This window comes from Brevundimonas sp. SL161 (genome assembly GCF_049896985.1).
Taxonomy (GTDB): domain Bacteria; phylum Pseudomonadota; class Alphaproteobacteria; order Caulobacterales; family Caulobacteraceae; genus Brevundimonas.
The window spans coordinates 60,077-74,250 of sequence record NZ_JAFCVJ010000002.1; the positions used below are offsets into that span (position 1 = coordinate 60,077).

The following is a 14,174-nucleotide window of genomic DNA, read 5'->3' on the forward strand; positions in this document are numbered from 1 at the left end:
CGACAGAGTCTACAGAGTCGCGGCCGATCTGAATAAAATCAGCAGGTTGGCGTTTCGATGCGTGCGACTCTGCCGACAGCGAAATGCAGCATGCGGAGGCATCACCTGACGGTTTCAAAGACCCGGTCGAGACGTGATCGTCGCACGCGGCCAGCGCAAGCCCGGATGGAGGATAAATTCTCCTTCGCGGGCGCGAGTGCATCCGTCATCCGCTTATCCCCGCGAAGGCGGGGCCCCGGTCTTTGGACGATGACTCTCGCCGGCACGCATGAGACGAACCCAGACGCCGAGCCTCACTTAAGCACTGGGTCTCCGCCTTCGCGGGAATGAGCGGCGTTCGGGGATCGGGCGCGGGCCTCCTAGGGGATCAGCAGGATCGCGACCGGGATCACCGTCCCGGCGAGCAGCGCCCAGCGCGCGACGATCTTCAGCCGGCCCATCGTCACGCCCATCCAGACGCCCAGCAGGGTCGACAGGAACAGGCCGACCGCGACCAGAACGAAGAACCACTGGAGCAGGCTCTTCGAGAGCGGGGTCGCGGGTTTTCCGACCTCCTGCGGCGCCGCGGCTCCGGCCGGACGGGCCGTCTCGGGCCGGGGCGGGCGCGGGGGCTGCACCGCGAAGACCTGGTCCTTGTGCACCCGGCCCAGCTTCTCGATCAGCGGTGCGGGCGTGTAGCCGGGGTGGCTTTCCTGCAGGCGGAAGATCTGCAGCCCGCCGGTCACCGCGAACATCAGGATCGAGGGCGCGATGACCATGCCCACCACGGTGTGGGTCTGGCGCAGGATCATCGACCATGGGATCGGGCGGGCATTGGGCATGGCTTTTTCCGGTTTGCCCCGGAGCGTTAGCCTTGAACCGTGACGCTTGCCAGCCTAGGCGCAGGCCTCGACCGCCTCGGTTTCGAGATGGATGACGAAACAATGCTCGGGCCCGCCGTCCTCGGACTGGACGATCACGCGCAGGGCGTCGTCCTCGGCCCATGGCGAATGGGCCTCGGCGAAGGTCAGGGCCGCATCCTCGAAGCTGCGGGCTTCTAGGATGTGGCAGTGACCGGACTCGGTGTGGGCGACGTAACGGGCGGCCTGGGGCATGGGAAAGCTCCTCCTCCGCAGGATCAACGCGTTACCCGCGAAATGGATTCAATCGCCGTTACGCAGGCTGTGGACGGTTCTGCATCGCGCCGGTCATGGGGATGAAGAAGACTCCCACGTCGCGGCGTGAATGGACCCGGCCGTCGGCATCCTTGGTGTAGACATAGAGGACCTGTCCGCGACGGAAGGGCTGGCCGATCGGGATGATCAGCTTGCCGCCCGGCTTGAGCTGGCGGAACAGTTCCGGCGGGGCGTACTGGGCGACGCAGGTCAGCATGATGGTGTCGAAACCCTCGGTCACCTCGGGCCAGCCGAGATAGCCGTCGCCGACCTTGCCGTGGACGTTGTCGTAGCCGAGCGGGGCCCAGATCTTGCCGACCGCCTCGCCGATCGGCTGGATGATCTCGATGGTGTAGCTGTCGCGGACGACGCGGCTGAGCAGGGACGACTGGAAGCCTGAACCGGTGCCGATCTCCAGCGTCACATCGGTCGGTTTCGGAGCCGCCAGCTGGGTCATATAGGCCTGACCCAGATAGTCGGAGAGCACGCTGCCGTGGCCGATGGCCCAGGGCTTGGGATTGGCCTCATAGGCCTGATACGCGGTCGAGGCGTCCGACGCGTAGGCGTAGTGGAAATACTCGCGCGGCAGGCTTTCGAAGGCCTGGATCACGTTTGGATCATGGGCCCCGAAGCGGCCGTCGAGATAGGTCCTGATGCGTTCGATGGCGGCGGGCTTGCGGGCCTGGATCTCGGTGAACTGGGTCTCGGTGATCGAGTGTGGACGCTGGGACGCCGACATGGCGGTATTGAAACGGGCGAAGGTCCAGGGCTCGCTCGGCATACGGACCGTCGCGGAGACGGCGGAGGCCTCGCCAGCGGCGGCCGTTGTCGGGGCGGCGGGCACGGCAGCCCCTGCCCCGCCCGAGGCCTGCGTCGGGTTGAGGCGCGCCTGGACGGACTTCATCGTGGTCTCGTCACAGCCGGCGAGCCCGGTCAGGGTCGCGACGCCGCCGGTGGTCAGCAGGGTGCGGCGGTCCATCATCGTGCGATCAGGGGTCATGCGGGGCTCGTCTGGCTCGAACCGTTCTGGTCCGGGAAGGGGTCAAGGCGGGCGGGAACGGGGTCCGGCAGGTCGGCGAAGGGATTGGTCGGGACGGCAGGCTCGAACACCGGAACGGTCTTTCGGACAGCCGCAGCGACCGGCAGGACGAGGAAGGCGAGCGCGTAGAGGCCCGCCGCCACGATCAGCAGGGACGAGAAGCCGACGTCGCGGCTCATCAGATTGGCGAGGGGAGTGGCGACCACCGAGAAGGCGCCGTTCAGCCCCCAGGCCCAGGGCAGGGCGCGGCCGTCTCCGACCTGGATCAGGCCGAGCGGGAACGGCAGGCCAAGCGCCAGTGACACTGGGGCGGCGGCGAGGACGACCAGACCGGCCTTCATCGCCCACGACTGGTCGAGGGTGCGCATCATGAAGTCCTCGGCGCCGACCAGCATGGCGCCGATCCAGGCGAGGACGACGATCAGGCCGATCATCGAGGCGACCTTGGGCATGGCGGCGCACTTGCCGGCGATCATGCTGCCGAGGCCGGAGAAGATCAGCATGGCCGTCAGGACCAGGGCGAAGGCCGACGAATAGTCGTTGAGATAGAAGGCCGCCTTGTCGATCAGGAAGATCTCGACCAGCAGGAAGCCGAGGCCGAGCGCCGGGAAATACAGGGCCGGCCAGAGCTTCGTCTTCTCGCGTGCCCCGCCCGCGCGACGACGGAACAGGGCGGGCGCGGCCAGGACCAGAAGGGCGATGACGATGGCCTGACCCAGAACGGCGATGTTCACCAGGGCGCCGATCTCGGCCTGGGGCAGGACCTCGAGCCGCTTGATCAAGGTGTCGAGGCGTTCGAGGCGCAGGGACGAATAGAAGGCGGGGCGGTCCAGAGTCGCGGGGCGGACGTGGAAGGCCTCGGACGACGGCGACGGGCGACCGACGAGGACGGCGGCAACCTCGTTGGCGATGGCGTCGTCGGGACCGTCGGAGGTCATCTGGCCGGTCTCGAACGAGACGCTCGGCAGGTCGTTGAACAGCGCCGCGCGGGCGGCGACCACATCCATGCCGGGACGCCAGGAGACGTCGAACGACCGTTCGGCGCACCAGGCCTGAAGCGCGGCCACGTCTGCGGGCGACCAGGCGGTCGGGCTGATCAGGATGCGGGCGTTCCAGGCGGAACGGTAGATCAGGACGTGGGCGGACGGATCGACGATACCCTTGGCCAGCAGCGCTTGGCGGGCGGTCGAGAGGACCCTCAGAACGTAGACGGGGAAGTCGCGGATGGAGACGGACATCGACACGGCGCCGCCGGGTTTCAGCGCGGCGAGATAGGCGGCGAGCGCCTCCTCCGTGACGCCCGTGACATTGGCGGGGGCGGCATCCACGAAGTCGGCGGAGACGTCGATGATATCGTAGGAATTCGGCCCCGCGCGCCAGGCGGCGGCGATGGGGCCTCCGTCCAGCAGGGTCACTCTGGCATCGGCAGCGAGCGCGGGCGACGGGCCGAGACCGGCGCTCAGGGCGTGGCGCAGGACGGGTTCGCCCTCAATGCCGTCGATGCGGGAGGCTCCGAGCGTCAGGGCCTCGGCGACGCGGAAGCCGCCGGACAGGCCGACGAGCAGGACGGTGGGCGACCGGCGCAGGGCGTAGGGGGCGGCACTGAGCGCGCTCGGCGCATAGGCGGCGTCGAGCGGGCCGGCCTTGGGCAGGGAGGCGATGCGATTGCCGTCGCGGTAGAGGCCGTAGGTCGAGGGCGGGCCCGCGATCCCCATCAGGCCGGCGTTGTTGGAGACGTCGGCATCGACCCGCTCGGTGAAATTCTCGAGCAGCAGATAGTGGCCGCGCGGCTGGCGGATCTCGGCGACGACGGCGGCGCCGGGCGTATTGAGCGGGGCGTAGATGGCCTTGAACTCGGAGAAGGCCGGGGGCGCGCCGAGGAAGAGGATGGCCTCTCCGGCGACGAGGGCCGCGCCGGCGAGACCCGCGCCCAGCCAGTTTAGCCGGCCGGGCTGGAACAGGGTCGAGAGGGCCAGCGGCACAAGCAGTACCGGGGCCAGAAGGAAGGGATGGACGACGAACATCAGGCCCAGCGCCAGGGCCGCGCCGAGGCCTGCGCCGATTAGATCGTACCCATAGACCCGCCCGATCTCCCGGTGATTCAGGACGAAGATCAGGCTGATGTAGAGGCCGGCGAGGAAGAAGAAGGGCAGCAGGGCCGCGTAATAGAGGCCGATGTTCTTCACCTGATCGGGCCAGGTGGTGGGGTTCTGAAGCTGCAGCGGATTGAACGGATTGGCCGTGACCAGCTGGTATCCGACCGCCGCCGCGATCACCATCGCCGCCGGAAGAATGGTCCTCAGGATCACGCCGTGCCGGGCGACGCTGTCGCGGAACAGGGCCGTGACGACGCCCGAGAGCGCGAACCCGGCCATGACGATGGAAATAATCCAGTAGCCGTACTCCGACCATTTCGCGACCGCGAAATAGCGGGTCAGGGCGTTCTCGATCCCGACCACATCCATGGCGATCAGGAACAGCGGGATCAGGGCCGCGCGCGTCTTGCTGGTCAGGTCGGGAGCGGCGGCGGTCAATGGACCGTCCTGGTGACGCGGGTGTCGAGGAAGTCGAGCAGCAGGGTGTTGAACCGCTTCGGCTCATCGACGAACAGGGCGTGGCCGGCGCCCTCAAAGATCGTCATCGAGGCGTTCGGATGGGTGCGGACAAGGGTCTCGCCCTGCTCCCTCCAGCGCGGACGGACGACATAGAGGACGGGGCGGTCGGTGGAATGGACGGCGGCGCGCCAGTACTCGCGGGGGACGTCGTAGGCGAGCAGCCGACGCTCGTCCTCGACGGTCATGCGCAGGGCCTGATCGGTCAGCCGTGCGCGATAGTCCGTCCCCGGATCATGGGCGAAGATGGAGGCGACGAAGGCGGCGCGGCGGGCGCGGCGTTCCTGTGGCGTCGGCTCGGGCGGCGGGGTGGCGGACCGCGGCGGAGCCGGGGCGGCGCGCGGCGCCGGCTCTTCGCCGATGGAGTTGTCGATCAGGACGAGGCCGGCGATCCGGTCGGCCCCGCCGTCCGCGACCCAGGCCAGGCTGTCGAGCACGCCGAGCGACCAGCCGACGAGAACGACCGGACCTTCGGCGGCATGGTCGATCAGCTCGCCGATATCCCGGCCGCGACGCTCATGGGTGTAGCCGAAGCGGGTCACCTCGCTCTCCCCCTGGCCACGGGGGTCCAGGGCGAGGACGTGGTAGCGGTCCGACAGGGCGTCGATCTGCGCCTCGAAGATCCAGCCGGGCATGGTCCAGCCGGGCACGAAGACCACGGTCCGGCCCTCCGAAGGACCCGCCTCCAGATAGTGGAGGCGGGCCCCGTCGGAAGTGATGAAACTGCGGCTCTCGGCCGCCGCGACCGCATCCCCCGATACGGCCGTCGCACTCGCGAGAACGGCTCCGCCCAGCACGCCGACCATGGCCGCCCGTGTCCATGCCGGCAGGGTCAGGTATCCGTTACGCCCCATCGGGCGGCATGTGACTCACACCCGCGTTCGATGTCGATAGGGTTCCCCGGAGGCGGGAGCGATAGGGTTAAGGCCGTGGCCCGAACGGCACGACCTTGTTCTCGCGGTCGTGGGCGATGTCGGCGAGGCCGAGGTAAGGAATGCCCGAGCGCTCGCACCAGAACTGGACGATCTGTTCGCCGGTCAGGCCGAAGTCCGGCTCATTGACCGTAACGTCGGTGAAGCGTCCGGCGCGAATGCCGGCGAGGCGGCGGATCGACGGCTGGCTGGTCAGGTGGAACATCATCCGGTCGATGCGGTAGGCGGCCTCGGACACGTCCTCGAGCATCAGGATGTGGCCGGTCAGGTCGGGCTCCAGCGGCGTGCCCAGCAGCTGGTCGAGGACCGTCAGGTTGAAGGCGACGGCCGGGCGCGGGTCGGTGAGGAGCGATGGCTCCAGCCCCTCGGTCTCGCTCTTGCGCAGCCAGTTCAGAGAGCGGAAGCCCGTCGGATCGTTGCGCACGCCGTCCGAGGCCATGGGACCGTGGGCGACCTCGAAGCCGTTCTTGTAGAGGATGGCCAGCATCGAGCCGACGTCGGAATAGCCGAGGTAGCGTTTCCGCCTCGCCACATCGGTCAGGCGCAGCATGACCGCTTCGGCGATGCGGCACGAGCCGTAGCCGCCGCGCGCGAACCAGATGTGATCCAGACGCGGGTCGTTGGCGAACTCGACGAAGGCATCGGCGCGGGCGGCGTCATCGCCGGCGAAATGGCCCGACTTGGCGAAGCTGTTGGGATGGAAGGCGACGGTCACCTCGCCCGTCGGGAACTTCAGGTCGAACCAGGCCTGGATGGCCTCGGCGCGCTCCTTCGCGAAGCGGGACGAGACAGCGACGACCCCGATCTTCATTCTTGTGTTCCCTCCCCGGCTTCTCCTCTTTAGTCACCGGACCATGAGCGAACCATCCTATTTCTTCTGCGGCGTCGGTGGGTCGGGCATGCTGCCCCTGGCCATGATCGTACAGGCGCGCGGCGCGGCGATCGAGGGCTCGGACCGGGCGCTGGATCAGGGCCGCACGCCGGAGAAGTTCGACTGGCTGAGGGCGCACGGCGTGGTTCTGCATCCGCAGGACGGGTCGGGCGTGCGCAGCGGACAGATCATGGTCGCGACAGGGGCGGTCGAGGACACGGTGCCGGACATAGGGGCGGCCAAGCGCGTGGGCGCCGAGATCGTCACCCGGCCGCAGCTGCTGAGCCAGATCTTCAACGCGGCCCCAACTTCGGTGGGAGTTGCGGGGACCAGCGGCAAGTCGACCATAACCGGCATGATCGCCTGGATTCTGAGCCAGTCGGGGCGCGAGCCGACCGTGATCAACGGGGCGGTGATGCGCAACTTCGCTGATGCCGACCATCCGTTCGCCAGCGCCCTGGTGGGCGGCGCAGACCTGTTCGTGGCCGAGGTGGATGAATCAGACGGCTCGATCGCGCGCTACGATCCGACGGTGGCGGTGGTGTCGAACATCTCGCTGGACCACAAGTCGATGGAGGAGCTGCGCGACCTGTTCGGCGGCTTCACGGGCGGGGCGCGGACCGCAGTGCTCAACCTCGACAACGTCGAGACGGCGGCTCTGGCGCAAACCATGGTGGACGACGGGCGGGCGGCGACGGTTCTGACCTTCGCCCTTGGGAATGAGGCGGCGGACTATGCGGCGCACGACCTGAAACCCCTTCCCGCCGGCATGACCTTCCACCTGACGGAGCGGTCGAGCGGGGCGCGGATCGCGGCGACGCTGAACGTTCCAGGCGCGCACAATGTCGCCAATGCGCTGGCGGCGCTGGGGGCGGTGCGGGCGCTGGGCGTGCCGCTGGAGGCGGCGGTCACATCGCTGGAGACCTTCGCCGGGATCAGGCGGCGGATGGAGGTCGTGGGCGTCGCGAACGGGATCACCGTGCTGGACGACTTCGCCCACAACCCGGACAAGATCGCGGCGACGGTGAAGACGCTGCACGCCTTCGACGGACGGTTGCTGGTCCTGTTCCAGCCGCACGGCTTCGGGCCGCTGAAACTGATGAAGCGGGAGTTCATCGAGACCTTCGCAGGCCTGCTGAAGCCCGACGACCTGCTGTTGATGCCGGAGCCGGTCTATTACGGCGGCACCACGGATCGCAGCGTGGGGTCGGAGGACATCGCCTCGGGCGTCCGCGCCGAGGGCCGGAACGCAGAGGCCCTGCTCGACCGCGCGGCCTGCGGCGACCGGATCGTGGCTTTGGCGAAGCCAGGCGACCGGATCATCGTCATGGGGGCGCGGGACGATACTCTGTCCACGTTCGCGGCGGAGCTGCTGGAACGGTTGCGCGTCTAGGCCTTTCCGGATCCCAGGATCCCCGCGAAGGTGGGACCCCAAGCTTTCATGTGTCACCATGCCTGAAAGCGCTGATGATCAGCTGTCGGTAAGAGAGCCCAAACTTGCTCCCCGCCTTTGCGGGGATGCACGGAACAGGGGCGCGGTCGCTGGCCAGCCGGTTGGATCCAAGAAAGAGTCGCATGCTGCAAGACATCCCCGCCGACCTTCCCGACATCGTCGTCACCGCCGCGCGTCTGCCGCCCGCTGCGGGAGACGCGGCCTTCTCCGTGATCCGGCTGGACGAGGGGGTGCTGGGCCGGGCGAGGCGGATCGATGAGGCGCTGCAGACCGTACTCGCGGTCAGCCTGTTCCGGCGGACCTCGAGCCTGGCGGCCAATCCGACGACCCAGGGGATATCGCTCCGGGCCATCGCGCCGTCGGGCGCTGGACGGACACTGGTGACGCTGGATGGCGTGCCGCTGAACGATCCGTTCGGCGGCTGGGTGCTGTGGTCGCAAGTGGCGCCGGAGAGTCTGTCGGGGCTCGACATCGTGCGCGGTTCAGGAGCCGGACCCTATGGGGCGGGCGCCCTGACCGGGGTGATCCAGCTGCGTGAACGCGACGGAGACGGCGGAGCGCTGGACGTGTCCGGCGCAGAGTATGGCGGGCGGAGGCTGGCGGCCGCGACGACGCTGAGCGCGGGGCGGTTCGCCCTGACCGGGGTGGTGCAACGGGAGTTGAGCGACGGCTATGTCCCCGTCCGCGGCGCGGCGGCCGGCGCGGTCGATACGCCGCTGGATCTGGCGACGCTGAGCGGATCTCTGCGGGCGGACGTGGCGATTGATCCGGCGACGGCGCTGTCGCTGCGGGCCGCCGCCTATGAGGAGAATCGCGGGTCGGGCCTGGCCGGGGCGCGGTCGTCGGCTATGGGGCAGAGCTGGTCGGCGACTGTTTCGAGGACGCCCTCGGCCGAACGGCCGGGCTGGCGGGCTCAGCTATGGCGCCGCGAGAGCGACTTCGCCAACACCTCGGTCGCAGTGGCGGCCGGGCGGGGATCGACCACCCCGGCCAATGACCAGTTCGCGACCCCGGCCGAGGGCTGGGGCGCCAATGTCGCCCTGCGGCGAGTGGCCGTCGCTCTGGGCGGCGGTTTGCTGGAGTGGGAGCTGGGCGCCGACGCCCGGTTCAACGAGGGCGAGACGCGGGAGCTGTTCCGTTTCATGGCCGGGAGCTTCACGCGGGATCGGGTCGCGGGCGGGGAGGCCTCGGTGATCGGCGGTTATGGCGAGGCGTCGTGGACGGCAGGGCCGTGGCTGGTGGCCGGCGGTCTGAGGCTCGATGGCTGGGCGAATTCGAACGGCCGGCGGCTCGAGCGTGATCTGACGACCGGTCAACCGACCCTGGACGAGGGTTCGCCGGATCGATCGGGCGAGGTGTTCTCGGCGCGGCTGGCGGCGCGGCGCGATCTGGGCGGCGGGCTGGCGGCGCGGGCGGCCGCCTATTCCGGCTTCCGGCCAGCGACGCTGAACGAACTGCACCGACCGTTCCGGGTCGGCAACGACCTGACCGAGGCGAATGCGGCGCTGGTTCCGGAAGAGCTCCAGGGAGTCGAGGCCGGGCTGGCCTGGGAGGATGAGACGACATCACTCGGGGCGACGGTGTTCTGGAACCGGATCGAGGACGCCATCATCAACGTGACCATCGGGGTCGGGCCGGGCGCCTTCCCGAGGGCGGGCTTCGTGCCGGCGGGCGGGGTGCTGAGGCAGAGGCAGAACGCGGGGACGATCGAGGCGACCGGCGTCGAGCTGACGGCCAAGCATCGGGTCGGCGAGCGGCTGTCCTTCGATGGGGCTCTGTCGTGGACGGATGCGGAGGTCGATGGCGGAACGTCGGCGGCGCAGCTGACGGGACTGCGGCCGGCCCAGGCGCCGGAGTGGAGCGTCTCGGCGGGGGCGGAGTGGCGCGTCGTCGACCGGCTGACGCTGGTCGGCCGGGTGCGGTACGAGAGCCGCCGCTTTGAGGACGATCTGAACAGCCGCGTGCTGGACGCGGCGACGACGCTGGATGCGCGGGCCGAGTTCGAGGTACGGACCGGGGTGGTCGCCTGGGTAGCTGCGGACAATCTGTTTGACGCCGAGGTCCAGGTGTCTGAAACGGGCGACGGGGTGGCGGGGTATGGGCCGCCGAGGACCGTCCGCGCGGGGCTGACGCTGAGCTGGTGACGCCCGTCCGTGGACCCCGGCCTTCGCCGGGGTGCACGGAAAAAGGGGCGCTCAGACCTCCGACCAGCGCCGCAGCAGGTTGTGGTAGACGCCGGTCAGTTCGAGCACGGCCTGATCGGTCGGCCCCCTGTCCACGGCGACGCGCTGGGTGGCGATGTCGAGCTGGAACAGGGTCTCGCGGTCCTGATCATCGGCGACCAGCGACTGGATCCAGAAAAATGATGAGACGCGGGCGCCCAGGGTGACCGGGGTCACGCGGTGCAGGCTGCGGGACGGATAGAGGACCATGTCGCCGGCGGGCAGTTTGACGGTCTGGGTGCCGTAGGCGGTCTCGATGGTCAGCTCGCCGCCGTCGTAGTCCGAGGGTTCCGACAGGAAGAGGGTCGCCGACAGGTCGGAGCGGATGCGAAGGCCCGAGGGGTGGAGGCGGATCGCGTTGTCGACGTGGGCGGCGAAAGCCTGACCGCCCTCGTAGCGGTTGAACAGCGGCGGGAAGACCGTGTGCGGAAGGGCCGCCGAGACGAACATCGGATTGGCGGCCAGCGCCTGCTGGATCAGGGCGCCGACCTGGCGGGCCTGCGGGCAATCCTCTGGCAGCTGGCTGTTGTTCTTGGCGCGGGCCGACTGGTGGCCCGAGGTGACGTTGCCGTCGGTCCACGGACCGGCATCGAGGATCGCGCGAAGACGGGCGACCTCGTCCTTGCTGAAGACTTCGGGGATATGAAGGAGCAAGGACGGGGTCTCCGGGTCGTTTCCTAGAATCGGATGTTCAGCGCCAGGGTGGCCGAACGGGCCGGGGCGACGTCGGCGTGGTGAACGCCGTTGGTGCGGACGATATACTGTTCGTCACCCGCGTTCTGCACATTGAGTTGCAGGGTGGCGCGGTCGGTCAGATCGTAGGATGCGAACAGGTCCACGCGGGTGTATTCCGGAGCGTAGATGCGATTGGCGCCGCCGCCGGCGCCGCCCTGGTTGCCGCCGAAGCTCTTCGACACATAGTAGACGCCGCCGCCCGCCGAGACGCGGTCCGTGACAGTGTAGGTCGAGAACAGGCTGAACGAGTGCTCGGGCGTGTTGGCCAGGGGGTCGCCCTGGTTGATGCCGCTGAAGGCGCCGCGGACCAGTTCGGAGTCCATGAAGGTATAGCCGCCGAACACCTGCCATCGGGTGGTGAGGTTGCCCGAGGCGCCGAGCTCGATGCCCTGGACCTCGACCTCGCCGACCTGGGCGAAGACGCCCGTCGCGATCTGGATCTGGGCGTCTTCGCGTGTCAGTTTGAACGCCGCAGCCGACAGCAGAAGCTGCTGGCGGAACAGGCTGAGCTTGCCGCCGATCTCGTAGCTGGTGGTCTCTTCCGGCTCGAGCAGGACATTGACGAGATTGCCGCTGCCCTGGCCGTTGCCCGCGTTCTGGTCGCCGGCCGCAATCGTCGGAGGCGTCGAGGAGGTGGAGTAGCTGGCGTATATCGACGCGTTGCGGCTGGGCTTGTAGACCACGCCGACCTGGTAGTTGACGAAGTCCCAGTCGCCGTTGCGCGGGGTGTAGACGGGCGCCGCGATCGTGCCGGTCGCGTCCGTACCCTCGACAGAATACTGATCGTAACGGACGCCGAGGTTGACGACCCACCGCTCTCCGATGGCGATGGAGTCGAAGGCGTAAAGGCCGACCGTCTCCGCTAGATTGGTCGAGACCACGCCCTTCACGATGGTACCGGTCCAGGGATCGGACGGGTTCGGATCATACAGGGGGGTGCAGTCGAGGCCGGTCAGGGGCGCGGGGCAGGCCGAGCCGGTCAGGGTGGCGACGGTCCACGACGCGTTGCTGTTGCGCTCGCGGCTGATCTCGACGCCGACGTCATACGAGTGTCTCAGGCCGCCGACGGAGACCGTGCCGAAGATGTCGGTGACATTGGCCAGCGTCCTCGTCGGGTTCCAGCGCGACTTCAGGCCGCGCTTCATCCAGTAGGTCCCCCTGATGAGGGCCACGCCGTTGTTGGTGATATTGCCGCCGTCACCCGGGTTGGTAACGATATAGTCGTTCAGGGTCTCGGAATAGCGGGTGACGTTGCGGACGGTGATCGCGTCCGACAGCCGCTTCTGGAAGTCGAGGGTGAAGGCGTCGGTCTCGCCGGTCAGATAGTCGCGCGCTGTCAGGCCGTAGAAGCTGTCGTAGGGCACGTCGAGCACGCCCGACGGCGTCGTGCGCACGCCGATCTTCGTGAACAGGGGGATGCCGTAGTCGGGCATCGCGTTCGCTGTCAGGTGGTAGTAGCTGGCCGTCAGGCTGGTGTCCGTGCCCAGGCCGATCCCGGCCGAGACGAGCACCCCCCACCTGTCATAGTCGACGGCGTCGCGACCGGGGACGTCGCCCCGGGCCCCCATGAGGTTGATGCGCAGGGCCGCTGTCTCGCCCAGCGGCGCGTTCCAGTCGACCGTGCCGCGCAGGTAGCCGTCTGTACCTCCGCCGAGGGAGACGTTGGTGAACTGTTCCAGACGCGGACGCTTGGTCGAAAGGTTGATCGACCCGCCGCCCGAGCCGCGGCCAGCGTAGACCGAATCCGGGCCCTTGATCACCTCGACCTGTTCCAGGGCGAAGACCTCGCGTTGCTGGCCGCCCGTGTCGCGGATGCCGTCGAGAAAGACATTGTTGGCCGAGGCCTGGCCGCGGATGAAGGGCCGGTCCGCCAAGGGCTGGCCGCCCTCGCCCGCCCCGAAGGTGATGCCCGGGGAGGTGCGCAGAAGGTCCTGCAGCGAGGTGGCGCCGGTCTGTTCGATGATCTGTTGCGGGATCACGGTGACGGCGCGGGGCGTATCGACGACATCGGCGGTGAAGCGGGGCGAGGCGGGCTCACGGCGGACGCGCCGACCCTCGACATCGACGGTTTCCAGCGTGGAGGTCTGGGCCTGCAGCGCATCGGTCGCCGGATCAGTGCTGATAATGACCTCAGGTTCGGCGGCGAAGGCGGGCCCTGCACAGAGCATGCCGGCGGCGGTAGAGGCGCTGAGGAGAGCACGGAGAGCGGTAGCGTTGGGGAGGGACAATGCGGCGATCCGGTGTTGAAACTGCGATGCGGTCGCAATAGCAGCCTGGCCGGAGCAGGCAAGGCAATTTGCGAGTTAGTCGCAGTTTCAACACCGGATGGCCCTCCTTTCCCGAGGAAGAGGGGAAGCTTATCCCACCACCGAAATACAGGGTCGCGCGGCGAGGGTCGGTTCCATCCACGGCGGGGCGGGCATGGACCGATGCGCCTCGGCCAGGGCTTCGGACCAGCGGCGGCCGAGATCCTTGAAGTAGGGATCGTCGGCCTCGATGCGGCGCTGGTCGCCGTGCAGGGTGTCACGCGGGATCACGATCATGTCGAAGGGCGGTCCGACCGCGATGTTCGAGCGGATGGTCGAATCGAAGCTGATCAGCCCCAGTTTGACCGCCTCGGACATCGGGGTGTCAGGGTGCAGGGCCCGGTCCAGGATGGGTTTGCCATACTTCAGCTCGCCGATCTGGAGGTAGGGGGTATCGGTCCCGCACTCGATGAAATTGCCCTGCGCGTAGATCAGGTAGAGGCCCATCTTGCCGCCCTTGATCTGGCCGCCGAGCAGCATGGAGGCCGTGACCTTCAGCGCATCAGCAGCCACTGTCGGCTGAAGGTCCTGGCGCACCTGGTTGAGGCAGTAGCCGACCAGCTGGGCCGCGCGGAACAGGGTCGGGCAGGTCTCGAGCGTTTCCGGCACGTCGTGACCGGGCATGAGCACGCCTTCGGCCAGCATGGCCAGGGCCGTCTGGGTCACCGACAGGTTGCCGGCGGTGGCGATGGAGATGACGCGGTCGCCGGTGATCTCGGTGACGTGCAGCTTCTTGTAGGAGGAGATGTTGTCCACACCGGCGTTCGTGCGGGTGTCGGCGATCATCGCCAGACCCTCATCCACCATCATGCCGACGCAGTAAGTCATAGAGAAAGACTGGCCCCGAACC

At 68.3% G+C, this 14,174-nt stretch carries 11 protein-coding genes; 2 read left to right on the forward strand and 9 right to left on the reverse strand.

What is annotated here, in order from left to right; genetic code table 11:
* Positions 1–359: 359 nt before the first annotated feature.
* The 6 genes from ACP7AU_RS02710 to ACP7AU_RS02735 form a co-directional block, all read right to left on the reverse strand.
* Entirely contained in the window at positions 360–821 is a 462-nt protein-coding gene (locus ACP7AU_RS02710) for a hypothetical protein (protein ID WP_426037309.1), read from the reverse strand.
* A 54-nt stretch (positions 822–875) separates the two neighbouring features.
* A complete protein-coding gene (locus ACP7AU_RS02715; RefSeq protein WP_426050469.1) occupies positions 876–1,094 on the reverse strand; it encodes a DUF5961 family protein in 219 nt (72 codons plus the stop codon).
* 58 nt (positions 1,095–1,152) lie between these two features.
* Positions 1,153–2,154: a protein-L-isoaspartate O-methyltransferase family protein gene (locus ACP7AU_RS02720; RefSeq protein WP_426050470.1), complete on the reverse strand. Its 1,002-nt coding sequence runs from the start codon at positions 2,152–2,154 to the stop codon at positions 1,153–1,155.
* Positions 2,151–4,727: a hypothetical protein gene (locus ACP7AU_RS02725; RefSeq protein WP_426050471.1), complete on the reverse strand. Its 2,577-nt coding sequence runs from the start codon at positions 4,725–4,727 to the stop codon at positions 2,151–2,153. The genes ACP7AU_RS02720 and ACP7AU_RS02725 overlap by 4 nt, the downstream gene beginning before the upstream one ends.
* The gene (locus tag ACP7AU_RS02730; protein ID WP_426037301.1) at positions 4,724–5,659 is read right to left on the reverse strand and encodes an alpha/beta fold hydrolase; all 936 of its coding nucleotides are present in this window, start codon (positions 5,657–5,659) and stop codon (positions 4,724–4,726) included. Before ACP7AU_RS02730 ends, ACP7AU_RS02725 begins: the two co-directional genes overlap by 4 nt.
* 67 nt (positions 5,660–5,726) lie before the next feature.
* Positions 5,727–6,548 carry an LD-carboxypeptidase gene (locus ACP7AU_RS02735; RefSeq protein WP_426037299.1) on the reverse strand — a complete coding sequence of 274 codons (822 nt, stop codon included), beginning with the start codon at positions 6,546–6,548 and terminating at the stop codon, positions 5,727–5,729.
* Between the two features lie 43 nt (positions 6,549–6,591).
* Between ACP7AU_RS02735 and ACP7AU_RS02740 the strand changes: the two genes are divergently transcribed.
* Entirely contained in the window at positions 6,592–8,001 is a 1,410-nt protein-coding gene (locus ACP7AU_RS02740; protein WP_426050472.1) for a Mur ligase family protein, read from the forward strand.
* A 182-nt stretch (positions 8,002–8,183) separates the two neighbouring features.
* Positions 8,184–10,205, forward strand: a complete 2,022-nt coding sequence (locus ACP7AU_RS02745; RefSeq protein WP_426050473.1) for a TonB-dependent receptor — start codon at positions 8,184–8,186, stop codon at positions 10,203–10,205.
* A gap of 51 nt (positions 10,206–10,256) precedes the next feature.
* Here the strand turns inward: ACP7AU_RS02745 and ACP7AU_RS02750 are convergent, their stop codons facing one another.
* From ACP7AU_RS02750 to ACP7AU_RS02760, 3 genes are all read right to left on the reverse strand, one after another.
* Entirely contained in the window at positions 10,257–10,937 is a 681-nt protein-coding gene (locus ACP7AU_RS02750; protein WP_426037293.1) for a Fe2+-dependent dioxygenase, read from the reverse strand.
* A gap of 23 nt (positions 10,938–10,960) precedes the next feature.
* Positions 10,961–13,186 (reverse strand): TonB-dependent receptor, encoded by a 2,226-nt coding sequence (locus tag ACP7AU_RS02755; RefSeq protein ID WP_426050474.1) that lies wholly within the window; start codon positions 13,184–13,186, stop codon positions 10,961–10,963.
* A 189-nt stretch (positions 13,187–13,375) separates the two neighbouring features.
* Entirely contained in the window at positions 13,376–14,152 is a 777-nt protein-coding gene (locus tag ACP7AU_RS02760) for a peptidase (protein WP_426050475.1), read from the reverse strand.
* Between the last annotated feature and the right edge of the window lie 22 nt (positions 14,153–14,174).

Bases quoted from the DNA above. Each gene is read 5' to 3' on its own strand.
- ACP7AU_RS02710 (WP_426037309.1), bottom strand. From the start codon at position 821: ATGCCCAATGCCCGCCCGATCCCATGGTCGATGATCCTGCGCCAGACC.
- ACP7AU_RS02715 (WP_426050469.1), bottom strand. From the start codon at position 1,094: ATGCCCCAGGCCGCCCGTTACGTCGCCCACACCGAGTCCGGTCACTGC.
- ACP7AU_RS02720 (WP_426050470.1), bottom strand. From the start codon at position 2,154: ATGACCCCTGATCGCACGATGATGGACCGCCGCACCCTGCTGACCACC.
- ACP7AU_RS02730 (WP_426037301.1), bottom strand. From the start codon at position 5,659: ATGGGGCGTAACGGATACCTGACCCTGCCGGCATGGACACGGGCGGCC.
- ACP7AU_RS02735 (WP_426037299.1), bottom strand. From the start codon at position 6,548: ATGAAGATCGGGGTCGTCGCTGTCTCGTCCCGCTTCGCGAAGGAGCGC.
- ACP7AU_RS02740 (WP_426050472.1), top strand. From the start codon at position 6,592: ATGAGCGAACCATCCTATTTCTTCTGCGGCGTCGGTGGGTCGGGCATG.
- ACP7AU_RS02745 (WP_426050473.1), top strand. From the start codon at position 8,184: ATGCTGCAAGACATCCCCGCCGACCTTCCCGACATCGTCGTCACCGCC.
- ACP7AU_RS02755 (WP_426050474.1), bottom strand. From the start codon at position 13,186: ATGCTCTGTGCAGGGCCCGCCTTCGCCGCCGAACCTGAGGTCATTATC.
- ACP7AU_RS02760 (WP_426050475.1), bottom strand. From the start codon at position 14,152: ATGACTTACTGCGTCGGCATGATGGTGGATGAGGGTCTGGCGATGATC.